The 26,102-nt window shown below is 63.0% G+C and carries 9 protein-coding genes; 7 read left to right on the top strand and 2 right to left on the bottom strand.

Features of this window, described 5'->3' with window-relative positions; genetic code table 11:
* Positions 1 to 110: 110 nt before the first annotated feature.
* Positions 111 to 674: a lipid-binding SYLF domain-containing protein gene (locus tag QTI68_RS23995; RefSeq protein ID WP_286525134.1), complete on the top strand. Its 564-nt coding sequence runs from the start codon at positions 111 to 113 to the stop codon at positions 672 to 674.
* Here QTI68_RS23995 and QTI68_RS23990 read toward each other — a convergent pair.
* Positions 666 to 3,056 (bottom strand): response regulator, encoded by a 2,391-nt coding sequence (locus tag QTI68_RS23990; RefSeq protein ID WP_286525132.1) that lies wholly within the window; start codon positions 3,054 to 3,056, stop codon positions 666 to 668. The genes QTI68_RS23995 and QTI68_RS23990 overlap by 9 nt on opposite strands.
* 94 nt (positions 3,057 to 3,150) lie before the next feature.
* On the opposite strand from QTI68_RS23990, the gene QTI68_RS23985 reads away from it, so the two are divergent.
* Positions 3,151 to 4,131 carry a Bug family tripartite tricarboxylate transporter substrate binding protein gene (locus tag QTI68_RS23985; protein ID WP_286525131.1) on the top strand — a complete coding sequence of 327 codons (981 nt, stop codon included), beginning with the start codon at positions 3,151 to 3,153 and terminating at the stop codon, positions 4,129 to 4,131.
* Positions 4,132 to 5,318: 1,187 nt separating this feature from the next.
* On the opposite strand, the gene QTI68_RS23980 is transcribed toward QTI68_RS23985, so the two are convergent.
* Complete coding sequence (locus QTI68_RS23980) at positions 5,319 to 6,041, bottom strand: response regulator transcription factor (RefSeq protein ID WP_286525128.1); 723 nt, start codon at positions 6,039 to 6,041, stop codon at positions 5,319 to 5,321.
* A 315-nt stretch (positions 6,042 to 6,356) separates the two neighbouring features.
* On the opposite strand from QTI68_RS23980, the gene QTI68_RS23975 reads away from it, so the two are divergent.
* From QTI68_RS23975 to QTI68_RS23955, 5 genes are all read left to right on the top strand, one after another.
* Positions 6,357 to 6,746 (top strand): hypothetical protein, encoded by a 390-nt coding sequence (locus QTI68_RS23975; protein ID WP_286525126.1) that lies wholly within the window; start codon positions 6,357 to 6,359, stop codon positions 6,744 to 6,746.
* A gap of 76 nt (positions 6,747 to 6,822) precedes the next feature.
* Positions 6,823 to 14,742, top strand: coding sequence for a SpvB/TcaC N-terminal domain-containing protein (locus QTI68_RS23970; protein ID WP_286525125.1), 7,920 nt, complete (start codon positions 6,823 to 6,825; stop codon positions 14,740 to 14,742).
* 7 nt (positions 14,743 to 14,749) lie between these two features.
* Positions 14,750 to 15,382: a hypothetical protein gene (locus QTI68_RS23965; RefSeq protein ID WP_286525124.1), complete on the top strand. Its 633-nt coding sequence runs from the start codon at positions 14,750 to 14,752 to the stop codon at positions 15,380 to 15,382.
* Between the two features lie 43 nt (positions 15,383 to 15,425).
* Complete coding sequence (locus QTI68_RS23960) at positions 15,426 to 15,623, top strand: hypothetical protein (RefSeq protein ID WP_286525123.1); 198 nt, start codon at positions 15,426 to 15,428, stop codon at positions 15,621 to 15,623.
* Between the two features lie 35 nt (positions 15,624 to 15,658).
* A complete protein-coding gene (locus QTI68_RS23955; RefSeq protein WP_286525120.1) occupies positions 15,659 to 26,038 on the top strand; it encodes a Tc toxin subunit A-related protein in 10,380 nt (3,459 codons plus the stop codon).
* Positions 26,039 to 26,102 lie beyond the last annotated feature (64 nt).

The raw sequence follows: 26,102 nt of genomic DNA, 5'->3' as shown, positions 1-26,102 counted from the left end.
CCGACTGTCCGCCGTCCGCGCACACTGCGGAATACGACCATGGTCTTATTTGAGAAGACAGCAAACAGCATGATCCTGGGCTCCGACGTTCAACTGAACTGGAGGCTCATATGCGCAACCTTCTCGCCCTGATGGCGTTTGCAATGCTTGGCATGTTCGGGCCAGCAAATGCCGAGTCCAGCAAGGTCGAACGCCAGCAGGAAGCGCGCAGCATGGCCCAGGCGACACTGATCCATCTCTACACCAGCGCGCCGAGCGCAAGGAAGGCCGTCGAGGGTGCGGCAGGCTATGCAGTGTTCAGCGACGTCGGAGTGAAGATCCTGATGGCTGGCGGCGGGACCGGCCACGGCATCGTGATCGACAACAAGACGAAGCACGAGACCTTCATGAAGATGGCCGAGCTTCAAGCGGGTCCCGGCTTCGGCGTGACAAAGTTCCGGGTGGTATGGGTATTCGAGAAGAAGGCGGACATGGATCGCTTCGTGAACTCCGGATGGGAGCTGGGTGCGCAGAGCACTGCCTCGGCCCAGGTGGGCGGCAAGGGAACGGACCTGTTCACGGGAGCTTTGTCGATCACCCCAGGCGTCTGGCTCTATCAGATCACCGAAAACGGTCTCGCAGTCGATCTGACGGCAAAGGGCACCAGATACTACAAGGACGACGAACTAAACTGACGTCCTGTGCAACGCGATGCGCTCTGCCATTCGGACCAGATCGGCGACGGAGCGGGCGCCCATCTTCTCCATCATTCGGCCGCGATGGATCTTCACTGTCGGCTCCGCGATACCCAGGCGGTCGGCGATGAGCTTGTTGAGCAAGCCGGCGACCACGAGGTCGAACACTTCATGCTCGCGCGGCGACAACGATGCATGCCTTGCCAAGGTCTCTGCGTCCCGGCGGCGGTCCTGATCGCCCCCCTGGCTCCTCGCCAGGGCATCCGCCACCGCTGCAAGGAGTTCACTCTTCGCGAATGGCTTCGGCAAGAAGGCAACGGCCCCAGCCTTCATGGCATGCACGGTCGTCGGGATGTCGACGTAGCCGCTTATGAACACGATGGGCCACCCCGAGCTCGCACGCGCGAGGGTCGCCTGCAGATCGAGGCCGCTCATGCCGGGCATGCGAACGTCGCTCACGATGCACGCGACATCTGCCCGGGGGGCGCGATCGATGAAGGCTCGAGCATTGGCAAAAGCCTCAACCTCGTAGCCCGCGCCTTGCAGTTGGCGCTCAAGTGCCCGTCGCATGGCGTCGTCGTCGTCAATGAGGAACACCGTTTGTCCAGTAGCGGCCGGGAGCTTTGCAGGCGGCGCAAGCTTGATCGACAGTGGCGGGCGCGAAGGCAGGTCGATCCGGAACACCGAGCCTGCGCCCGGCGTGGATTGGGCCGAAAGCGTTCCGCCATGGGTAGCGACGATGGTCTGGCTGATCGACAGGCCCAGCCCCATCCCGGCCGCCTTGGTAGTGAAGAAGGGTCGAAAGATGCGGGCGAGCGTCGCCTCATCCATGCCGGCGCCGCAATCAATGACCTCGATGCGAACCCCGTGCTCTGACGGACTTGCGCGCAGCTCCACTGCGCGCGAACCGGGGTCGAGTCCTGCCACCGCCTCGAATGCGTTCAGCAGCAGATTGATCAGAACCTGCTGAAGTTGTATCCGGTCGCCCACGATGTGCGGCAGCTCTTCGGAGCCCTGCAGCATGATCGCGATGCCCTGTCGGGTTGCTTCCGGTTTGACGAAGTGCAGCACTTCGGAAAGAAGGGCGGTCAGATCGAATTCGCGTCGCTCTGCTTCGCCATGGCGCAGGAAGCGTCGCAATTTCTGGATCATCTCGCCGGCACGTCGGCCGTCCGCGACGATGTCCGATACAGTCGCGCGCAGATCTTCGAGATCGGGGACCTGGACGCCAAGCAGATCTACCGCAGTCTCTGCATTGGAGAGGCTGGCGGCAAGCGGCTGCGTGAGTTCATGCACCAGCGATGCCGCGAACACACCCATGGTGCCGACGCGTGCCGCGTGAGCTGCCTCTGCTTGCGCCATGTGTTCGCGACGCTCGGCTTCCTGTCGCGCGAGAAAGCTGGCAAAGGCCTCGCCGAGCAGCTGCACCCGAGCCACCAGTTCGCGCGGCCACTCTGGCCCCTCCCGCACAGTGCCGATAGAGAGCGCTCCGACAACTTGGCCCGACAAGCGCAACGGCACGATCACGGCGGCGCCTATCCGCAATCTACGGAGCGCCTCGACATCGGTCGCGGCCGACGGAGGTAGCTCGTCATGCCTGGCGAAGCTCACGACTTCTCCGTGTTCGAGCTGGGCACTGATCCAGGGGATCGTCGGCATGCGCACGTCGTCTGCGGGTACGGGAACGCCATCGGCCAACCAGCGGTGTGTCTTTCGGAACAGTCCTTCCGCCTCGACACGCTGCCACAGCGTTGCACGATCGGCGCCGAAGACACGCGCCACGTCCCTCAGTCCCGCCTCGAGCAAGCTGTCTTGTTGCGCACGGGATGCCCCGAGCAGTGCACTCAGGATCTCTGACGCCTTGCGCTCGAACTTGATGGCAGCGTCGAGCTCTTCCTGCGTTCGCTTGTGCGCGAGTGCGTTGGCGAAAACCTCGGCGAGGATGCGAACTCGTTCGACCAATGCTTCAGGCCACTCGCGCTCGTGCCGTAGGCAGCCGAACGCGAGGGCGCCTTCGACCTGGCCGGCAACCTTCATCGGAACCGTCAGGTTTGCCTTCGTCCCCGGCACATGGAATGACGCCTTGTCGACCGCCGCTTCCGGGGGCAAGTCGTCAACCCTTGGGATGACCACCGCCGCGCCAGCACGAACCCGGGACAACAACCAGGGGAAACTGTCTCCGATGGATTTCGGTGACACGGGCGGCACGCCGGCGACGGCCCAAGAGTGCGACACGCGCACTTCGCCTGGCAACTCAAAACTCAACAGTTGGGCTCTGTCTACGCCAAGCATCTTGACGATTTGACGCAGGGCGTCCGTAATGGCGCCATCGACCTCTTGGGTCGGCAGAATGAGGAAGCGGGCCGACAGCTCTGCCAGCATTCGTTCGAACGCGACATGATCCTGCGTGGGCCTCGCAGGGCGGACTATGGGGAGTTCGGGCATCTAAGTGGCAGTTCGGCGGCTAACCAGAGGCATGCGCCTGCATCACATCACAACTCCGCTGCTCGCGCTAGCCATTGCGATCGCGCCCGCAGTCGCCGAGAAGCAGTTCGACCGCGAGCCGCCGTTACGGATCGTGGTCTCGGTGCCAGCCGGTGGCATTTCGGACCATGTTGCGAGACTTCTTGCGGAGGAGCTTCAACCGAGCCTCTCGCGGCCGGTCATCGTCGAGAACAAGCCAGGGGCCGGCGGCCGCATCGCGGTCGACGTGTTGACGCGCTCCGCGCCCGACGGCTCGACGGTGTTGCTGGTGCCGATCATCGTGCCCGTCATCGGCCCGCTTGTCTTCAAGGACCTGAACTACAACCCGACGCGCGATTTGGCCCCGGTCTCACAGGTCGCAACTTATCAATTGGCGTTGGCTGTCGCCGCCAATCATCCGGCCCGTACGCTTCGCGAATTCGTTGCCTGGGCGAAGGCAAATTCCCGGCAGGCGACATTCGGAACCCCGGCGGCCGGGAGCCTGGCCCACTTTCTGGGCGTCGCGCTCGGACGGGATTCCGGCACTGAACTGGTCCACGTTCCCTACCAAGGCGCCGGGCAGCTCGAAGTCGATCTGATCGGCGGCGAGGTCGCCTCCGGAATCGCGGCGCTGGCGGACCTTGCGCCGCGCCATCGAGAAGGCCGTATCCGTATCCTGGCCACATCCGGCCCGGAGCGGTCAATGCTTCTTCCGGCGGTGCCGACCTTTCGCGAGCAGGGATTCGAGACAGCCGAAGCCACAGGCTGGCATGCGGTCTACGCGCCAGCAGCCACCCCGGCGCAAGTGATCGACCGGTTGTCGGGCGCCATCGTCGCGGCGCTGGGGACCCCCGAACTGCGCGCCAAGCTTGTCGCGCTGGGTCTCGAACCCACCGGGACGACGCCGGAGCAGCTCGCGTCGATCATGGCCGCCGACACCGCGCATTGGACGCCAATCATCAAGGCCGCTGGATTCAACGCTTCACGGCAGTAACAGAGGAGGAGGGAAGCCCCCGCCCGATAGGGAAATAGATTGAACCGCAGCTCTGCCCAAAACGCCAGCTACGCCGTTTGCATACTGTTGTGTTGGAGTCCGCTTTTTTCCTCTCCACTCGAGCTTTCGGTAGCCCGCTTCGGGCCCATCTGCGACATTCGGGCGTGACCCTCGCCGTTGCGAAGCAGTCTTTGCAAGACCGTGGACTATTACGTCGCCGGTGCAGTTCGCACGAGGTCCAAGGGCTGCTCGATGCCCCGCGCTCGCGATCATTGGAAGCGCTTCGTCAGCAACCGCATCACGAGTCAATCCGCTCCTTGGCCGGATTGGCGAGGCGATCTCGATCTACGCGCTCTCCCCGACTCCCTGCTCGTATTCTTACGAGTATCCGACGGGGGCATGCCGATCTATTCTGACGATGCAACCTAGGACAGGCACGCTCGGTCGCCTGGATCGAGGCCACGCAGAAACCAAACCGAGGAGCATGATGACGAATACGACAACGACTCCGGCAGCGTCTTACGTGCACGTTCCGGACACGATCTCGCAGGAAGCGCAGGATTTCCGCCGAACGATGAAGGACCCCCACCTCACCCCCCGGTTCCCCGACCCCGGCGACCTCGCGAGGTGGACAAAGGTGTCGACCGTCTCCTCTTGGCCGTCAGTACCAGTTCGAGGTCCAAGCTCGAACGCGTACTTCAGACTGGTTGCCGCCATTCACGTTTGAAGCCCGGATGGCAGGGGAGGGCCCGGTGCGGTCCTTCAGCAACAATAGAAGCTGACCCTCGTCATAGTTACTGAACGGCCCAGAAGCAGACCTCCAGTTTCCTTCGCCAGACCCATCCCCAAAGCCGCCACTCGACGCCATCGAGGCCTGGTGCTGCCATCCCCGCCAGCCGATCCGGCGGCGGGCACATCGCCAGCCCGCCGACCCGGCGCGCGGCCTCCAGCGCCGCACGAGCACTGTGCCTCAGTTCCGTGGCGCTCTCAGAACTCGAAAAACCAGCTTGAGACAGAACTCCGTTCATCGCGATGGCGCGCCTGCAGAATCGACACTCTGACTTCACTTGCTCACTACCTGATCCTGCTGAGATTGCTCGCCAATCAAGTCCTCGCAAAGGGTCATCCGTGCCAAAACCGATGCCGGCTGCGGCCTCGCATAGGTTCAGCACAAATCGGGCGCAACACTAGTTGGTGGTTGCGGCGGCGGCGACTTGATGAGGCTCTGAAACTGCTCTACCGCCAAACGAAGAAGAACGTGACACCGGTGGTGACGAAGCGATCCACGGCGTGTCGCGAACTCTGCGCATCGCCTGGGCGCGTCTGCTCACGCCCAGCTTATCGAGCACGTTGTGCACATGGTGCTTAATGGTTGCGAGACTGAGGCAAAGCTCGCGCGCAATTTCCTTGTTCGATAACCCGCGGCCAATGAGCTGTAGCACTTCGCCCTCGCGCTGCGTCAACGACTCTGCAACGCGAGACTCTGATTCGTCTGACATCGTGCGATAGAGCGCCCGTAGTAGCCCACCTGAAATCGCCGAACTGCAGGCGAGCCGTCCGGCCACGATGTCGGGCAACGCATTGCACAGATCGTCGATAGACGAACTGCGAGAGAGATAGCCAACGAATCCTGCGCGGCCGCAGCTAACTACTTCTTGGCATTGTTCCCGCAACCCTAGCGCAACGAGCGCCACGGTCGGATGCTCGGCAGCAACCGCGCGCACCTCATCCAGATTGATGCCCTGCGTAACGTCGACAAGGACAACCTCGATCTGCTGGGAGGACAACGCATCACGCAGGGCTCGCAGATCAGCCACGGTCGACTGCAGGCGCACTCCCTCTCGCCCTGACAGACAAGCAGCAAGGCCGTCGCCAAGTAGGCGTACTGGTGATACCAAAAGCAGGTCCATCAACGTCTCCCCGCAATGCGCAACCGACCGCAGCTTGCGCGTCAACCGGCATGGCGGCGTCCGCATCTGGAACGCGCCAACGCCACATCTTGCCTCGGTTCGACGTCACTTTCGTCCCAAAATTTGGGGACGAGAGGCCGCGGTAAGCCCTCGATCGAAGGATCTAGGAAAAGATCACTTCGCGGCTCAGTCTTTCGCAGATTCCGTGCCGTTCTGACGCGATTGAGCAGTCGGTCATCTGTGGATCGACGCGATTGTCGACACGAACGGCGTCGCCCTTCCAAATACGGCTTCGACCTCGTTCTGGAAAGACGCATGTTCCCTGTCTTGGTTGCGACGTCATCTGGCGACCTCACAGCCGAAGTCATTTCGGCCGCGGTCGCGCGCCGTGACGACATGAGGCTGATGGGCGATCGTGTCGTATTGCTTCCGGAGATTGAAGGGCTGCTAGCTCAATTACCTCCCCAGTCCGCCTGTGCCTTGTTTCTGGTGGGACGCGCAGCGGAGGTAGAGGAGATTGAGCGCTGCTGGCTGAGCCGCTTGAAACGGCTCATCGTCCTGCGCATCGACATTGTCGACGATCTTGTGCGTGTTGCTGCACGGCAAGTTGGCATGAATGGCCTGTTTGGCGCAATCCGCAGTTTGGGGCGCGACGAGGAAGGCGGCAATGACTGTGTGGCGGGAAGCGCCACTTCCGCTGATTGAGCGCATGATGGAATCTGCAAACTCCGGCTCGCCAGAGCGAGACACGCAGGGCCCCTCGCCTATGGTCGCACCTCAGGTGAACCTGCCGAAGGGCGGCGGGGCGATCAGAGGGCTGGGCGAGAAGTTTCAGACCAATTCTGCGAACGGGACCGCGTCACTCACGGTCCCCGTTCCGTTGAGCAAGAGCCGCGGCGAGTTTCAACCTGCACTGGCACTGTCCCACAGTTCAGGGTCAGGCAACGGCCCCTTTGGCCTCGGCTGGACACTCGGCCTGCCATCGATCTCGAGACGAATGGACAAGGGCGTTCCACGCTACGCCCCATTTGCACGCCGTGAAGAAGACGTCGCTGCTGCGGATACCGCCGCAGACATCTTCTTGCTCTCCGGGGCAGAAGATCTCGTGCCGATCTGCGACGACAAGGGGCCGTGGCTTGCGCACCGGGAGACGAAGGGATACTTCGTACGAGGCTACCGGCCGCGCATCGAAGGGATTTTCTCGCGTATCGAGAGCTGGACACGCATCGCAGACGGCGATACGCACTGGCGCACCATCTCCCGCGACAACGTTCTCACTGTCTATGGAGAAGGCGCTGAGTCGCGTGTCGCCGATCCCGAAGACGGGCGGCGCATTTTCGAGTGGCTTATTTGTCGGAGCTACGACGATCGCGGCAACGCCATCGAGTACGAGTACGCAGCGGAAGGCGGCGATGGTGTTGATCTTTGCCGACCGAACGAACGGTTCCGTTCGCGTGATGCAAACCGATATCTGAAACGCGTTCGGTACGGAAATCGCGAGCCGGTGCCTGCCGATCGTACAGTTGGTGCGGCGAGTAGCCGTCACTTGCCGCGCCCGCACATCGATTCAGAGACCGGGTGGCTGTTCGAAGTCGTGTTCGACTACGGCGATGAGCCGTTCGCCCATGAACCGGACGCGGACGGATTCGAACGCGTGAGCTGGACGCACGCTTCACCGCTCACAAGGCCTTCGCGCCGCGATCCATTTTCGGTGTCTCGGGCCGGCTTCGAGGTTCGTACCTATCGATTGTGCAAGCGTATTCTCGTCGCGCATCGCATGCCGGAGATGCTTGGGGCTGCGCGAACGCTCGTGCGCGCCGTCCACCTGGACTATGACGAGAGGCCCAACGGCACGCGACTGTCGAGCATCACGCAATCCGGCTACCGGATGCTCGACGACGGATCGTATCGCCGCCGATCACTGCCCTCGCTGTTGCTGCGCTACGCAGCGAGTCCGCTCGATGATCCGGCGCCAAGGAACTGGTCCATTCGACAGCTACCGAGCGAAAGCCTGGAGAACCTACCCAGTGGGATTGGCGGGCAGGGCTATCAATGGACGGATCTTGACGGCGAAGGAATCGCGGGCGTGCTTGCCACGGAGCCTGGTGCTTGGTACTACAAGCCGAATCGCGGAGAAGGGCGATTCGGCCCCGTTCAGGTGGTTCGCACAATGCCCGCGAGCGAGGGCGGGCGATCGCAACTCATCGACCTTGACTCGGATGGTCGGCTCGAGTTCGCCATGCTTGAACAGGGCATCGGGGGATACTTCGATCGCACGGCCGACGCCGGGTGGACGCCCTTTCGTCCGTTCCGCTCGTTCCCGCTGGTTGACTTCGCAGATCCGAACGTCCACCTCGCCGATCTGTCGGGTGACGGGCTCGCCGACATTCTGATCACGGACGATCAGGCAATTACTTGGCATCCTTCACTGGGCGACGGCGGATTCGGCGAGGCGATCCGCGTTCGCGTTCCGTGGAACGAAGAGGGCGGTCCGCGAGTCCTGCTGGGGCAGGCAGACCAGTCAGTGTTTCTCGCTGACATGTCCGGCGATGGACTGGCGGATCTTGTACGCATCCGGAACGGCGAAGTCTGCTACTGGCCAAACCTTGGTCACGGACGGTTCGGGCCGAAGGTTACGATGGACGCCTCGCCCTGGTTCGATGAGGAGGGGTTGTTCGACGCGCGCCGCCTCCGCTTCGCCGACACGGATGGCTCCGGGCCGACCGACATCCTCTACGCGAGCCGCAAGGGCGTCAAGATCTACCTCAACGAGAGCGGCAACGCACTGAGCGAGCCGCGCACCGTCTCCGAAATGGTGCTCGTCGAAGGCGTGTCGCTCGACGTTGTCGACCTGCTCGGCCGCGGGACGGCCTGTCTGGTTTGGTCGACAGCACTTCCGGGCATCGCATGGCGTCCGGTGCAGTACATCGACTTGATGTGCGGCGAGAAACCGCATCTGCTGGTGCGCTCAGAGAACCAACTGGGCGCCGAAACGCGTTTGGAGTACGCATCCTCCACTGAGTTCTATCTCGCCGATCAGGAAGCCGGCCGGCCTTGGCTCACGCGTTTGCCATTCCCAGTGCATGTCATCAAGCGAATGGAGTCGATTGACCATGTCAGTCGCAATCGATTCGTCACTCGCTATGCCTACCACGACGGCCACTACGATGGCGTGGAGCGGGAGTTTCGCGGCTTCGGCATGGTGGAGCAGTGGGACACGGAACAGTTTGAAGCGCTGAGCGAAGGCAATATTCCGGCAGACAACATCGCCGCGGCATCGCACGTGCCGCCGGTGCACACCAAGACCTGGTTTCACACCGGAGCCTGGCTCGGCCGGGAGCGCATCTCTCGTCAAATGGAGGACGAGTACTTTCGGGAGCCGGGGCTCACTCGGAGTGCCTCGCGGTCGCTGTTGCTTGAAGACACGATTCTTCCACTCGGCCTGACGCCAGAAGAAGAGCGCGAAGCCTGCCGCGCTCTTAAGGGTTCGATGCTGCGCCAGGAGGTCTATGCGGACGACGCCGAGCATCCCGGCGCAACGCCAGCGCAGATCAGGCGGGCCCGTACACCCTACACCGTCAACGAGCAGAACTTCCGCATCCGCACTCTGCAGTCCCGCGGAGCCAACCGGTACGCAGTCTTCTTCACTCACGCGAATGAGGCTCTGAGTTACCACTACGAGCGCAACCCCGTCGATCCTCGCATCCAGCACGCGCTGACGCTGGAGGTTGATGGCTTCGGCAACGTGCTCAAGCAGGCGGCCATCGGTTACGGCCGACGCGTCTCGCCCCTGTCGGAAACGTGGGATCGCGATCGCCAGACGACGGCTCTGCTCACCTACACGGAGAACCGCGTCACCAATGACATCGCGGGCCCCGACACCTACCGAGCACCGCTGCCCTGCGAGGCAATCACTTTCGAGCTGACTGGCTACACGGCCACAGGCCCCGCCGGTCGTTGCAAGTCCACTGACTTGGTCGAGCCGGATCCCGCCGCTGCCGGACGTTTCCGCCACAAGTTCACCACCCCTGAAGTCGCCTACGAAGCCATTGCTAGCGGAAGCCAGCGTCGCCGTCCCATCGAATGGCTGCGGACCCTCTATAGGCGCGACGACCTGACCGGAAATCTGCCGCTGGGTGAGCTGCAGTCGCTCGCGTTGCCGGGCGAGAACTTCAAGCTTTCCTTCACGCCAGGTTTGCTTGACCAGGTCTTTCGGCGTCCACGCCAAGGACAGCCGGATGAGCTCTTGCTGCCCAATCCCACCGTGGTTCTCGAGGGCCAGGCAGGTGACCGCGGTGGCTACCTACGAAGCCAAACACTCAAGGCAGATGGCCGCTTCCCTGCGAGTGACGCGGACGATCACTGGTGGATGCCATCTGGACAGGTTTTCTACAGCGACGATCCTGCCGACGACACTGCAACCGAACTCCAGCGAGCCCGCCAGCACTTTTTCCTGCCCCGCCGCTACGCGGACCCCTTCGGTCAACTCGCTTTCGTCGACTTCGACGCCTACGACCTGCTCATGACGGAGACGCACGACGCGCTCGGCAATCGCGTCACCGTCAACGCCAACGACTATCGCGTCCTGCAACCGCGCCTGGTCAGCGACCCGAACCGCAACCAGACCGAAGTCGCCTTCGACTCGTTGGGCATGGTGGTCGGCACCGCCGTCATGGGCAAGCCGTTGCCCGCCCTTGCCGAAGGCGACTCGCTCACTGGCTTCGTCACCGACGTCGCGCAAGCGCAGCTCGACGTGTTCTTCGGTGCGGCGGACCCCCACACAGATGCCCCGGTATTGCTGCGCGACGCCACCACGCGCATCGTCTACGACCTCGACCGTTTTCGCCGCACGCAACAGGCCAATCCCAACAACCCGACGAAGTGGCAACCCGCTTGCGCCGCAACGCTCGCTCGTGAGACTCATGCAAGAGCCGCGCTGCCGCCGCAGGGCCTCAAGATCCAGCTCAGCCTTTCCTACTCCGACGGCTTTAGCCGCGAAATCCAGAAGAAGATCCAGGCCGAGGCCGGGCCGCTGGTAGAAGGCGGCCCCGTGGTCAACCCGCGCTGGGTCGGCAGCGGCTGGACCATCTTCAATAACAAGGGCAAGCCGGTCCGGCAGTACGAGCCCTTCTTCAGCGCCACGCACGGCTTCGAATTCGGCGTGCAGGTCGGCGTCAGCCGGGTGCTGTTCTACGACCCGGTCGAGCGTGTCATCGCCACGCTGCATCCAAACCGCACTTACGAGAAGGTTGTCTTTGACACCTGGCAGCAGACCACCTACGACGTCAACGACACCTGCGCACCGCGCAATTCGCAGACCGGTGACCCGCGCACCGACCCCGACATCGGTGGCTACGTTGCCAAATACTTCAAAGCACAGCCGGCCACCTGGCAAACATGGCACGTCCAGCGCATCGGCGGTGCCCTCGGACAAGACGAACGCAACGCCGCCCTGCGCGCGGCAGCGCATGCCGATACGCCCACCACCGCGCACTTTGACGCGCTGGGCCGCCCCTTCCTGACCATGGCGCGCAACCGCGTCGTCTGTGCCCGCCACGACCTCGACGGTAACGAGGAGAACTTCGCCACCCGCGTCGAGCTGGATATCGAAGGTAACCAGCGCACCGTGCGCGACGCCATCCTGCAGGCCGGCGACCCGCTCGGCCGCATCGTCATGCGCTACGCCTACGACATGCTCGGCAACCGCACCCACCAGCTCAGCATGGAGGCGGGCGCGCGTTGGCTGTTGAACGACGCGGCTGGCAAGCCGATCCGCGCGTGGGACAGCCGGGGACACGACTTCGCCACCAAGTACGACGCACTGCGCCGTCCGTTCGAGAAGTATGTTCGCGGCACGACAGTGGATTCTGACCCTCGAACGCTGAACCAGGAGCTGCTGGTCGACAAGGTCGAATATGGAGAACCTCCAGCCGGCGCAACCCAAGCGGAACTGGATCGCGTATTGCACCTCAACCTCCGCACCAGAGTCTTCAGGCATTTCGATTCGGCAGGCGTCTCCACCAGCGCGCGCCTGGATGCCGATGACAGCCCAGTTGAAGCCTACGACTTCAAGGGCAACCTGTTGTGCAGCGTGTGTCGCCTAATCAGCGACTACGCGGCCATCCCGGACTGGCTGACTGTCCCGTCGCTCGACACCGAAACGTTCAGCGGCAGCACCCTCTTCGACGCGCTCAACCGTCCCACCCAGGCGATCGCTCCCCACAGCGGTCGGGCCGGCACCAAGCTCAACGTTTTCCAGCCGGTTTTCAACGAGGCCAACCTGCTCGAGCGCGTGGACGTCTGGCTGGCACGCGCGACCGAGCCAGCCAAGCTGCTCGACCCGGTGCTGGATGCACCCTCGCCGGTCGGCGTCGCCAACATCGACTACGACGCCAAGGGCCAGCGCCAACGCATTGACTACAAGAACGGCACCTGCACTTTCTACGACAGCGACCCGCTGACCTTCCGCCTGACCCGCCTCTACACCCGGCGTGCCGCGGCCGTTGCGGCAGACTGCGTGAACTCGCAGCCGCCGCCGCACTCGAGCGCCGCGCCCGATGCGTCGCCCAAACGCAGGGCCCACGGACTTCAGAACCTTCACTACACGTACGACCCCGCGGGCAACATCACCCACATTCGGGACGACACACAGCAGACCATCTACTTCCGCAACCAGCGCGTCGAGCCGAGCAACGACTACACCTACGACGCCCTGTACCGGCTGGTCCAGGCCACGGGTCGCGAGCACTTGGGGCAGTCCGGCAACCTGCCCGATCCACCGACCGCACCCGATGCCTTCAACGCATTCCACACGCGGCTCGATCATCCTGGCAACGGCAGCGCCATGGGCAGGTACATCGAGCGCTACGTGTATGACGCTGTCGGCAACTTCCTGCAGATGCAGCACCGCGGCAGCGCCCCGATGCATGCGGGCTGGACACGCTGCTATGCCTATGCCGAGACAAGCCTGATCGAAGACGGTAGCGCGGGCGGAGGGGTGTGCAAAAGAAGCAATCGCCTCAGCCACACCATGCTAAGCCCCGAGGGGACTGCGCCGCAGGTGGAACCTTACGAATACGATGCCCACGGCAACACGGTGCGCATGCCGCACCTGGGCGGTGGGCTGCCGGCTCCAAACACGCATTGGGACTACAAGGACCAGTTGCACCGATCGGACCTCGGTGGTGGCGGCACGGTCCACTGCGTATACGACGCCTCAGGCCAGCGCGTGCGGAAGGTGTGGGAGAAGGCACCTGGCCTGGTCGAAGAGCGCATCTACCTCGGCGGCTTCGAAGTTTTCCGCAAGCACAACGGCGCGATGGGAGCGTCCACCGCAGCGCTCGAGCGCGAGACGCTGCACGTGATGGATGACCGACAGCGCATCGCCTTGGTGGAGATGCGCACGCTGGACACGGAGGGAGTCGACAAGGCACCAGCCCGGTTGATTCGTTACCAGTTTGGGAATCACCTCGGCTCAGCCAGCCTGGAGTTGGATGACCAGGCGCGCATCATCTCCTACGAGGAATACGCGCCATACGGAAGTTCGACCTACCAGGCGGTACGCAGCGAGACGGAGGTGCCAAAGCGCTATCGCTTTACAGGGATGGAGCGAGACGAGGACAACGGACTTGAGTATCACTTCGCCAGGTACTACATGCCGTGGCTGGGAAGGTGGGCGAGTTGCGATCCGATCGGAATACAAGGAGGCATCAATCGATACGAATACTGCAATGCCAATCCCGTCAGATTGAGAGATAAGAACGGCACTCAGGCTTCCGCAGCATGTCTCCTGGGCGGACCGGAGACGCCATGGTGCTGGGCGGGTGTTGCAATTGACGCTTGGGACATTCTGTTTGGAACGGCGGTCGTGGTTGGCACCGGCGTTGCCATACATGAAGCGACCAAGCCTCTTGAGTTCAGTTCCGAACCGTGGTCGCCACCGCTCGCTCCTCCGATTCCGGCACCTACGCCAAGGCCCGCGCCGCCGGTCGAGCCGTCGCCGGCACGGCCTCCTGTTGCACCGCCGGTGCCCGCGCCACCCATAGGGCCCCCAGCGCCACCCGCGGCCCCTCCAGTGCCGCCTCTTGCGCCACCGGTTGCTCCGCCTCGCCCACCGACACCCGTGGCACCGCCAATTGCCCCGCCGCGCCCGGCACCCCCGACGTCGGGGCCCCGTTCGGAGCCACCACGAACCGCGCCCGACAGGGGCCGGCGTCCCGAAACGCAGCCGAAACCCGAGCCGAAGCCGGTACCGCGTGACCCGCCTCAGCCTGCACCACGGGATCGAAGAGCGCCTCGCGAGCGGGTCTTCCTGGACACGGGCGCGCTCATCGGATTGGCGCAAGGACGCCCCGACATCGTCGCGGCCATTGCCGGCCGCCAAATCGCGACGAGCATTACCGCATTCGGGGAGTTAACGCGCTCGTGGATGAACGCAGCCGGTCCGACGGAGATCGCCGGAACGATCGCCGTCCAGGGGATGCTTGTTGGAAATATCGTGCCGGACATTCCGTCGCCGCGAGTTGCTGGGCTGACTCAAACCGGGGGGATAACGCCGGGTGACCAGCTCATTTTCGGAACCGCTGACGCATTGAATCTTCAGATCATCACGGGCGATGCAAGATTCGTGAACTCAGCCGCCGAGCAGGGCGTGATTCTCAATGCGATCGTCGTTCCTCCCTCGAGATTCACAGGAAGGTGACCGAATCATGAATACTGAGAATGGCAGCCCCAATGGCCCGGATGGACTGCGCCGCTTCCACAGGATGCTGGCCGCCACGTACGGCGCGGAGATTCCGGCGGGCGACTATCACGCCGTCGTCCTCCTGCTCGACGACCTAAGTGTCTCCCTGCGCGGCATCGTGGAACTGATGAGTCGATTCACGCCCCATCCGCGGGGCCAACTCATCAACGATGTCAACGGCGTCGTCGGGGGAGAGGTCCCCGCTGTGGAAAGGGATGTCTCGCGCGTCAGGCAGCTGTTGGCTCTGCATGGCTACGACGAGCTCCTCCGCGAGGCGTTGCCACGGTGGGTGAGTGGATCGACACTGCTTGACCCGCTGGACCCGCGTGTGCCTAGCGAGCAGAGGCGGTATTGGAGCGCACTGCTGCAGGTGTTCCCGAACGGTCTTCAGACGCCCAAGGACTATGTCACGGTGCTCGCGGTGCTGCGAGACGAGCAACTGTCGTCCGCCTGGATCGAGACATTGGTCTCTGCGCTCCTGAGCAGGCCAAGGGAGCTCATCGCCCGGGACATTGGAAGGCTCGGCACAGTGCTCAACGCCACCGAAGAGGACAAGGCGCTGCTGAAGCAGCAGCTGTCTCTTGGTCGAACGGAATGACGGCGCGTTGATGCGTTCGACAACTTTGCTGGAGTAGAGGCAAATGACCACCACGCAGAAAGCGAAGGCGGCTCAAGAGTCCACGGGAAGTCCGGAGGCGGCTGCGAGGAAGGCGGAGCGTTCGACTCAAGATGACGCGTCGGCGACCGAGCGGCCGGATGACGTAAGGCTGGTCGAGATCAGCGCGGACTCGATGAACTTCGACTCCCAGAAATCCGATGTGGTGATGCGCACTGACTGATCGCATTAACAGCAATTAGCTAAGGAGTCACCTTCATGCCACAAGTCATCCTCGTCCGCCTCGCGCCGATGAAGCCGACCAGCGGCGCCACGTTCAGCGGCTATCTGACGAACCTTTCGATCCGCGCGTTCGACCTGTCGTTCGGCAATACGGCCGATGGCACACTCGTCGGGCAGGCAAGCGGGGCATGGGTCGCAGGTGGCCCAGCATTCGATCCCAATGCACAGCGCATCCTGCAGCACTTCTCCGTCTACCTTGTCGAAAACCCGCCGCTATCAGGGATCTTTGTCAACGAGGTACGCCTTGAAGCGGTGGCGACCGCAGTCATCGAGCTGAATCCTCCACCGGCCACCGAGTTCGCTACGCCTGATCTGCGGCTAGAGATCAAACAGGGCAATGAAGTTGTGGCGTATGGACGCCTCGACTTCAACGTAAAAGTTGAGCCAAATGCTCCGATTTCGAACGATCCGCTGATCTACATCCCGGTTCTGGAATGGGGTGCGCTGATTGGAAATGTGGAAGAGCCGGCCTTCGTCGTGACGTTGCCTGATCCAGGAGTGGCTCTGGATCCCAATGCGGCGTTCGTCGAGCTTCCGGCGGACGGCACGCCGCCAAAGTTCTCGCCGCTTCGCTCCGCGATCGACAAGGTGCTCGCACAGGACCCGGCCGGCGGCGCCACGCTCGGTAACCGCAGTCCATTGACCGGGGCCGAGGCACGCCAAGTCGCGCGCGAGATCATCTGGAATCCCAAGGTCGTTCCGCCGCCCGACCGTCCGAACAACCGGCGACTCGAGGAGATGTACACGCGCCCGCAGACCGATACGTCGTGGGACGACGACAAGCGAGACAAGGCGGACATGGATCGGAAGCAGTACGAGGCCAGCCTGCAAGGCTACTACGCCCTGCAGAACGCGAACTCGGATCGGCTTGCGCAATACGTCTTCGCGGCTTCCGCGGCCGTGTGGGCCGAAAAGCAGAGTTCGGCGCCGGTGCGTGCGAGTCTGCATTTTCCGGTCGAAACCGGCACACCGCCGACGCCGGGCTCGACGTTCAGGCAAGCCGATGTCGTCATCGAGGACAACGGTGCCCTGGCACTGACACTCAACTTCCAGGTGCCCGCGGACTACTTCTACGCGCTCTCGGCGATGCTCTCGGCAAACGTCACCGCCGATCAACGTTACCGCTTGGCGACAGACGATGACGAGTCGCGCAGCATCGCGGGGATCAAGGCCGCGATCGATGCGAACACCATCGCGGTTGCGGCGATCTCGCCTGAGAATGCCGCACGGCGCTTGGTCGCAATCGGACACGGGCGTGTGCAGCGGCCGCCACTGTGTCCACTCAATCCGGCAGTGAATGCACTGGTGACCGCCTGGCTCGCAGACATGAACGTGTCGATCGATCCGTTCTGGCAGCAGGGCCCGTTCCCACCGGCGCTCGTGCCGGGCCATCTCGATCTCGTGTTGGCCGTCGTCACTCAGCAGACCGTTGTCACTGCGAACTCGACTGCGTTGATGACGACGATCAAGGCAATCCCGATCGCCAACACCGTGCAGCTGAAGGCGCTGACTGTCCAGGATTGGATGGCGTTCTTCCTTCCCGCAAATGTAGCTTTGCTGCCAAGCTTCACAAGTCCTGGCACTCCCGAGGAACGTGTGCAGGCGTTCGTTCGGCAAGTCCGCAAGTACTTTGACGTGTTGTCGATTTCGCCGGCGCCGGTATTGGGCGCGGGCGGTGACGCACTGTCGATCCCGATCGCCGACAACGACCTGTTCGGAGCGTTTCTCGCGGCGGCACCTGGATTTGCGTTTCCCGTAGCGAATTGGAATGCGCCCCTCATCGTGAATGCGTTGCAGGCGGTGTTCCCCGGCGACTCAAAGGCGCAGGCATGGCTGCTCAACGCGCTCCAGACCATTGACGAGCTACTGCTTGCGACTGCCGGAGTAGGCCCCGCATCGCTGCAGTTCTCTCTACTCGAAGCGCTTTATGCGCGCGGATTCACTTCGCGCGCGCAGATTCAGGCGCTGTCGCCGACAGAGTTCGCGTACGCGCTGACGGGCACAGTGGCGTATCCGTTCGCCGGCGCCATTCAGACCGCGGCGGGCGGCTCGGTCGCGGGTGTACCTCCGGTGCCCCCCGGTCCGTTCACGCCGATCAATCCGGACGGATCGCTCGTCAACTGCATCCCGCCGTGGCATCTGTCGCCGCTGGGTCCAGTGAACTACCTGCACGATCTGTTGGCCACCGGCATCGGCGCGACATGCGATCACCCGGCAGCGACGGACGATACGCTCGGCAACTTGATCGCGCCTCGGCGCGGCCCGCTCGGCGATCTGCACGCCACCGCCGCAAACGTCTGCACGACGCTGCCGCTCATCGACATCGTCAACGAGAACCTTGAGGCGCTTGTCGACGGCAGCGCGGCGGGCGTCGTGTACGACAGCAACGGCACGTCGCTCGGTGACCACGCGCTCAAAGCGCCCGATGACAAAGAAGGCGCGGGCCACGTGCCGAATGTGCTCTTTGCCGCACTCCCGGAACACTCGACACCTGCAACTCCCGTGGCAAGGCCGGGCGCCTACGCCAAGGTTGAAGCGGACTTCTCGTCGCCGTTGCTGCCTTACTCGCAGCCACTCGACATTTCGCGCTCGTATCTCTGCGCGATGGGCACGTCGCGGTTCGCGACGATGCGGGCGTTCCGCGAGCAGATCACCGAATTTGCCATCGACGCGAATGAGGAAGCGCTGGACTTCCAGAAGCAACTGTGGCGCTATCCGGTCCGCATCGAGCTCGCGATCGAGTACCTCGGTCTCTCGCCGGCGGAATACCTGACGCTCTATGTGAACCCCATCAGCGCGGCCGAGTTGCGCGACATGTACGGGTTCCCGGTCGACCTGATCAATGGCGTCGACTGGAAATCGATCGTCGTGCATGTACCGGAATTCCTGAAGCGCACAGGGGTTGAGTACTGCGAATTCCTCGAACTGTGGAAGGCAAAGTTCGTGGAGTTCGAACGGGAGGTTCCCGATCAGTTGAACGCTGACGGCAATCCGATCGGTTTGCCACAGGACACAGGCTTTCCAAATTGCGAACCGTGTTGCCCCGAAGACCTCATAATTCGGTTCACCAATCCCGCAGGATCGGATGACGGGCTACGTCGGCTGATGATCTTCATCCGGCTCTGGCGATCGCTCAGGTGCCTGCGTGGCGCCGGCTACAGTTTTGCGGATCTTCGCGACATCTGTCTGGTGCTCGGACTGTTCCAAGGCGGCAACGTCAACGCTGAGTTCATTCGTCAGCTCGCGTCGTTTCAGATTCTGCGAGACGACTGGCAGTTGCATCTTGGCACCGATCCGGCCGTTCCGAATGCCACAGGCGCAACACGCACGCGGCTGCTGGGTCTGTGGAGTGGCGGACCGGCTTCGTCGTTCGACTGGGCTGTAGCGCATCTTCTCAGACGCATCGAAGATCGGGCCGAGCGCGAGCACGCGCCCGGACGGCGTCCGGGCAGCCATCGTCGGCATCGGCCGCCGGAGTTCATGAAGATCCTGCACGAGAATCTGGAATCGCTCGCGTTGCTGAGTGGTTTCGATCCGGCCGCGGCGCGGTGGAATGCGCAGCCAGCCAGCACACTTCGCTTCGCGGAGATCTTGGCGAAGATCTACGGCTCGTCGTTCACCACCGGCGACCTGCTGTATCTCTTCTCGGTCGATCAACATCTCGACGGCGACGATCCATTCTTCCAGCAGGATGCGAACGAAGCTCTCGATCAGCCCTTCGATTTCCCTGAAGAGGGGCATCCCTTCGATCTGTGGACGCTGCGTGACAAGTTGCTGCAGGTCCGGGCGAAAGATGAGGACTGCGCCGCTCTGACGTGGACAGCGCTTACGGCGACGATGCGCACGGAGTTCGGCTACAACCCGGCGCCGGGAACGGACCCGCTGCAGCAGCTTGGCGAGCACTTCTTCCCGGAGACACTCGCGCGATCGGGCGTCGCCACGGCAGCGCAGGCGCGCCAGTACCGCACCGGACTTGCGGGCACAGTTGCGGGGATGTGGAATTTCCCGCATCCGGGACCGTTCCAGTATGACGCGGCCGCGCAAGCACTCGTCACGTCGTTGCCGCTTCGCGATGCAGACGTGTTCCAAAAGCTCAACGCGATCGAGCAATTGACGCTCAACGAGCGTGCCGCGGTCCAACAGCTGTACTTTGCCCCGCGTGCCGAGCTGGCGCGGTTCTCCTTCCTCTTCCCCAGTCTTGTCGAGGCCGAGAAGGCGCTTGTTGAAGAGGCCGACGAATGGAAGCGGTGGGAGTATTTCCGCCGCGCGTTCGCAACGTTTGCACTTCGCGCGCGAGTCGTCGCGGAACACTTGGCCGGTCACGTTGCCTATGCATCGGATAAGGGTGAGGTGGAGATCGATCTCGCGTCGCTGATTCTTCGTCGCCTGCTGGGTGACGAGAATCTCGCGTTGGGCCCCTGGGAGCAGGACAACGGCCAGCTGCCAGCGGGCTTCACTTGGACGCAGCCGACCGGCGGAGCGTTTGCGGCCCTGACCGCCCTCGCTGGCACCGGCCTGCTCGGAGAAGTTAAAGGTGCGAGCGGCAGCACGTGGCCCGAACTGACCGGTGCGATGAGCGTATTCAGCAATGCCGAAAGCGAGTGGAATGCTCCGGTCCCCACGATCGTTCCGGGACTGGATTTCACGCTTCCGAACACAGAGCACGAGTTTGCATTGATACGGAACGGACTTGCGCTTCGCGAGACCGACGGCCTGCCGCTCGCCGGCGCAGAGGGATTCACGGCGCACTGGTCGGGCGTGCTCATCGTCGAGAAGGCGGGCACTTACACGTTCTTTGCCGGCGCGCCGACGCCGGACTGCGAACCTCCCGACTTCGAGAAGTGCAATCACAACAAGTGGCGGGTCAACCTGCGGCGAGGGCAGAGGACATTCAGGCTTCTGAACTACCGCTGGGTGGATGAGCAGGCGCCGGATCGCATCTCCGGCCCGCTGCCTTTGAAGCGCGGCGCCTACTTCATCGACATCGATTTCGAGGAGACGCCGCCGGAGTTCGACGAGAAGAACGAGCTGGTGCGTGCGCGCACCGGCTTCACCGTGAAGTATCAGGGCCCGGACACAGAAGACCGCATTGCGGCGTTGCCCGTCGAGCGCCTGTATCGCGACGTCACGACCGGTCCGTTGATGAGCCAGCAGGCCGTAGCGCCGTCGGCGACAGAGTATCTTGCCCAACAGTACACGAGCAGCCTGCGTGACATTCGCCGAACCTATCAACGCGCGTTCAAGGCGCTTCTCTTCTGCCATCGACTGCGCTTGTCGGCAGGTCTGGTTGCGCGGGCCAGCGTTTCCGAGATCGAGTACATGCTCTCGTCGCCGGATTTGTTTGCTGGCTGCACTTACGTGGCTGGTGCGCCGTTCACTTCGCACCGAGCTTTGCTGGACTTCAATTTCCTGCCGATCGGCGATGTCTACGATGGCGATCCGGAACGCAATCCGCCGGCGCCGTTTGACGCGCGCGCTACGCCGTCCGTACGCCGCCGGCAGGCGTTGCTCGACTGGTTCGAGCGACTGTACGACTACGCCCAGATGAGGAAGGCGGTTCGCAAGCACACCGAGCGGCTCGCATGGCTCTGCTTCGTCGAAGCGTCGAACCAGCAGCCGAACGATCCGGTGCCTTTGCTCATGGATCTGGGAATCGATCTGGATGAAGCGCCGCTCGTCTTGGACTTCCATGACGGCGTCACAGTCGATTGGACGAAGCTCTGCGACGATCGCTGGGCCGTTCGCTGTTGGCATGCATCGTTGTGGGTGCGCAAGCTGCTGCAGTCCTTCGTGCCGCTCGATCTCGCGTTCGCGCAGCCCGACGTCTGGGCCTCGAGCACGGCAGCAGCGATGGCCGGCGGCAATGCGAACCTGACGAAGTTCTATCGCGACGGAATGATCGAGCGCGTCCCGAGGCGTTATGCCGATCTCGAGCGTCTCAACAATCTGTTGCGCGAGCGCGGGCGCGCGGCCTTGCTCGCTTGGCTCACCGGAATGGATCGCGTCCCCTTGCCCTTTGCGCCGGGCACGTTCGCGACGTCGGCCAAGGACATCGGCGCGCTGCTGCTCCTCGATGTCGAGGCCGGGATTTGCGAAAGGGCGAGCCGCATCGAGGAAGCAATCACCGCCGTTCAATCATTCGTCGAGCGCGCGCGACTCTCGCAAGAACCGAGCTTCACGATCACGCTGGAGTTTGCGGTGGCGTGGGACAAGATTTTCGCGACGTTCCGCATTTGGCAGGCGTGCCGCCGACGCGAGCTGTACAAGGAGAATTACGTCGAGTGGAGCGAGCACGAACATGCGATTCAGACGGAAGCGTTCCGCTTCCTCGAATCCGAGTTGAGGCGCGCTACGCTGACGGCGCCTGAGCCGGGCGGCATGGAGTACTGGCCGGCGCCGTATTGGCCCGCGCATCCGTCACTCGTTTCCCTGCAGCATCGTGAGCCGTCGCACCTGAAGCAGGTGGCGCAACCCGAGAATCTCGGCTTGATGGGCCGACCCGAGCGGCATGCGCGACCAAGCTGGCTCGCACCGTCGCAACTGCAGATCGCAGGCGGCGGTGGCGACGGGCAACCGAACCCCGATGGCAACCCGAACGATGGTCCGGTCATCGCGCTCGCTGCAGTGGCGACGGGCGCGGCGAACGGCAACGGCGATGACAATGGGGACGGCAACCCGAATGGAGCGTCGCCGCCGCAGCTTCCGCTCTGGCTGCAGGCCGCGGTCCGACTCGGCACTCGCTTCCTGCGTATTGCTGCGGCTGGAGAGCCGCCGGCTACTTCGTCGTTCATACCGGCGGTGACCTCGATTTCGACATGCTGCTGCGATTGCGGTCGCGTGCATCCGCCGGTGATGGACGAGTACTACTTCTGGCTCGTGAACTCGGAGTACTACGATCCGACCGATCTGAATGTGGCGGACAAGACGCTGTATCAAGATGCCGACTGGGGCGCCGCAGCTGGCGACATGACTTCGGATTGGCACCGCCCCAGTCAGCTTCCAAAGCTGCTCGCCTGGCCAAAGAAGCCGATGGTGAAGCTCGCGTGGGTCCGCGTGCACAACGGCGAGTTCCAGACGCCGCGGTACTCGGACGACGGCGCACACGTGAATCTTGCGGCAGGTGAACCGCAGCTTGAGTTCGATGGACGCGAGGAAGACTCGCTGCGATTCCGGGTCACGAATGCCGACGTGCTTCCGCTCGGATACATGGATCCGTCGCCCTGGGGGTTCCGGTACGACATCGCGCTGGACACGGCGGCCGTCCTGCCTGAGGTGAGCGCGACACCGCCAGCGCCGTGGGCGAACAGCACTGCGTACCCGGTCGGCTACAGAGCTATCGACACTGCGGACGGTTCGATCTGGTTGTGCCTCGCGAACAACACGTCTGCAAACGCACCAACAACGTTCGCGCAAGATCGTGCGAACCATCCAGCAAATTGGCAGCCTGCCGCTTTGTTCCTTGGCTCATTGCCTTCGTATCCATTCTTCGTCTTTTTCGCGCCTGGCGCGCCGCTGGAACCTTCGATCTATTCAACCGCGATGACTGTCGCAGGAACGCTGCGTGCTCATTGCCGCTACGAGGCGGCACTGAAGTGGTACGAGCTCTCCTTCGCACCGGGCGACAAGGATCTGCGCTGGGCGACCTGCCGCAAGCCACCGCGCGGCGGAGGCGACGTACCGGGTGTACCGGCCGGCGACGGTGACAACGTGCCGGGTGTACCGGTCGGCGACGGCGACAACGTGCCTGTCGTGCTGGCCGCAGTGCGGGGTGTCGTGCGAACGGACCAGGATCCGTGTTGCAACACCCTCGTGCGGACAGATCTCGCAGCCCGGCAACGCAGTGTCGTGCTGTCTTATCTCGAGACACTGATTCAGTACGCGCAGGCGGCGATGTGCAAGAACTCGCCCGAAGGTTACGCAGCCGCGAAGCTGCGCCTCGATACTCTGTTCAGATTCCTCGGCGAGCGGCCGCGCACGATTTTCGGCCAGGATGACGGCCAGGATCCGCAGACGGTGGACGCCTTCGTGCCCCGGTTCCCGCCGCTCAATCCCCGTCTCATGGAGATCTACGACAACGTCGTCGATCAACGCGATGCGCTCCACGAATGCCTGACCAAGGCGAGGCTCAAGGGTGGGGTCCTGCATGTGGACACGTCGTACTGGGGCGACGATCCCGTACGACGCGGCTGGAGGACCTCAGCCTCGAATTGTGTGGACGATGACGGCTGCTGCTGTCCACCCAGCCCGTACCGCTTCCAATTCCTGCTTCAACGCGCGCTGGAAACGGCCGGCGAGGTGCGGGCGTTCGGCGGGGAACTGCTTGTCGCGTTCGAGAAGGGGGATGCCGAATTCCTCGCGGCGATGCGCGCCCGGCATGAGCGGCAGCTACTGAACTTGACGGAAGAGATCCGTCGGATGGAGTTCCGCGAGGCGGACTGGCAGGTCCAAGCGCTGCAAAAGTCCAAACAGGCTGCCCAGGCACGCCGGCAGAACTACGCAGACCTGATTGCCAATGGGCTCATCCCGAAGGAGCAGGGCTACGAGAACCTTACGGGCGTCTCGATGAGCACGCGTGCTGCAGGCAATGTGGTCGAAGCAGTGGGACAGGTGATGAACCTGATTCCGGACATCACCATAGGCGCCGCCGGCATTGCCTCTTCGCCGGTGAACGTGAACCAGCTGCCGATCGGCACGAAGCTGGCCCACGCCTTCTCCGCTGCGGCCAGGATTCTCTACACGGTGGCAGACATCACTGGCACGCAGGCTGGCCTGTCACTGACCGAGGGTGGATGGGATCGCCGCGAAGCCGACTGGGTCTTCCAGGTCACGGTGCTGGATATCGAGATCCAGCAGATCGAACGGCAGATTCTGGCGGCAGAGCGCCGCCGCGATTCAGCGCTGCGCCAGTTGAACAATCTCGCGCAGCAGAAGCAGCAGGCGGCGGAGATTCAAGACTTCTTGCGCGACAAGTTTACAAATCACGCCCTCTACCTGTTCCTTCAGCAGGAGACAGCGGCCCTGCATCGTCAGATGTACGACATCGCATGGTGTTGGGCGCGCCAGGCGCAGCGGGCATTCCAGTTGGAACGCGAGCTAACAACGCAAACCTACCTGCCGCAGAACATCTGGGACGGGTTGCATGAAGGGCTGCTTGCTGGCGAGCGTCTGTCCACTGCGATGCGAGCCATGGAGAAAGCGTACTTCGATCAGAATCGGCGCGAACAGGAGTTGGTCACGCGACTGTCCCTGCGGCTCGATTTTCCGCTCGCGTTCCTGCAGTTGAAGGCGACCGGCGCCTGCGAGATCGAGATTCCGGAATGGCGGCTCGACCGAGAGTATCCGGGTCACTACCTGCGTCGGATAAAGGCAGTCAGTCTGACCATTCCTTGCGTCGCCGGGCCGTATACGGGCGTTCACTGCAAGCTGACCCTGTTGAGCAGCGCAACCCGTGTCGAACCTACGTTGCTCGACATCGAAGACTGCTGCCCGGGCGAGTGCACGTGTGGCTGCTGCGATCGCCAGCGATACGAGAGCATCAAGGTCGATCCGCGCATCGTGAAGCGCTATGGCGCGACAGAGGCAATTGCCACATCCACAGGTCAGAACGACGCCGGGTTGTTCGAGTTGAACTTTCGGGACGAGCGCAAGCTACCCTTCGAGTATGAGGGCGCTCATAGTCGCTGGCGGATCGAACTGCCGATCGAGACGAACGCATTCGACATCGACACCGTAAGTGATCTCATTTTCCAATTGAGTTACACAGCTCGCGAAGGCGGATCCCTGCTACGAAAGGCCGCCTGGGCGGCGGCCTCTTGTCTGCTCCCCGGTGGCGGGCTGCGCTTCTTTGATTGGAGACAGGACTTTGCCGATGCTTGGCAAAGGTTCAAGGCGCTAGCGCCGGCCTCGGAATCCGAGCGCGACGCGTGCGCACGCTCGCTAAGTTTGCGGATGTCTCGCGGCATGTTTCCGTACTTACCAGGGCATCGACCAGTCCGCATGCGACGCGTTGAGCTGTGGTTCGAGGCACAGGCATGCGAAGGCGTGCGGAATCACGAGATTGAGTTCGTGCCGGATCGCAATCGCGAATGGGACGAGGAGGACGGCGAGTGCTGCGACCGCTACTTCCTGACGTGCGTGGCGAGTGAAGACTGGCCTTGCCTGTTTCACGGCGTTATCGAATATCCGTTCCCGTACCTGTGCGACGAACGGCCGCTCATGATCGGTGACTTCCTGTTCCCGAGACAGATTGGATCGATCCACCGTGCATACCTAGTCTGTTCGTACGAAGCAGGTCCGTCCGAACGCTGCTTGCCGAAGCCCGCTCGTTGCGAAAGCGACTGCGCAAGCGTTTGCTAGTTGACGACTTCGAGGGTCCGGGCAAGCGCCACAACGACGTCCGAGCTTTCATGCTCGGTTCGAC

Origin of the sequence: Variovorax sp. J31P207 (assembly GCF_030316965.1) — a bacterium.
Taxonomy (GTDB): Bacteria; Pseudomonadota; Gammaproteobacteria; order Burkholderiales; family Burkholderiaceae_C; genus Variovorax; species Variovorax ginsengisoli_B.
The sequence above is the reverse complement of the archived record's forward strand: the minus strand, read 5'-3'. Positions and strand labels throughout refer to the sequence as shown.

Excerpts from the sequence above, each read along its gene's own strand:
- QTI68_RS23995 (WP_286525134.1), top strand. The coding sequence starts at position 111 with ATGCGCAACCTTCTCGCCCTGATGGCGTTTGCAATGCTTGGCATGTTC.
- QTI68_RS23990 (WP_286525132.1), bottom strand. The coding sequence starts at position 3,056 with ATGCTGGCAGAGCTGTCGGCCCGCTTCCTCATTCTGCCGACCCAAGAG.
- QTI68_RS23985 (WP_286525131.1), top strand. The coding sequence starts at position 3,151 with ATGCGCCTGCATCACATCACAACTCCGCTGCTCGCGCTAGCCATTGCG.
- QTI68_RS23980 (WP_286525128.1), bottom strand. The coding sequence starts at position 6,041 with ATGGACCTGCTTTTGGTATCACCAGTACGCCTACTTGGCGACGGCCTT.
- QTI68_RS23975 (WP_286525126.1), top strand. The coding sequence starts at position 6,357 with ATGTTCCCTGTCTTGGTTGCGACGTCATCTGGCGACCTCACAGCCGAA.
- QTI68_RS23965 (WP_286525124.1), top strand. The coding sequence starts at position 14,750 with ATGAATACTGAGAATGGCAGCCCCAATGGCCCGGATGGACTGCGCCGC.
- QTI68_RS23960 (WP_286525123.1), top strand. The coding sequence starts at position 15,426 with ATGACCACCACGCAGAAAGCGAAGGCGGCTCAAGAGTCCACGGGAAGT.
- QTI68_RS23955 (WP_286525120.1), top strand. The coding sequence starts at position 15,659 with ATGCCACAAGTCATCCTCGTCCGCCTCGCGCCGATGAAGCCGACCAGC.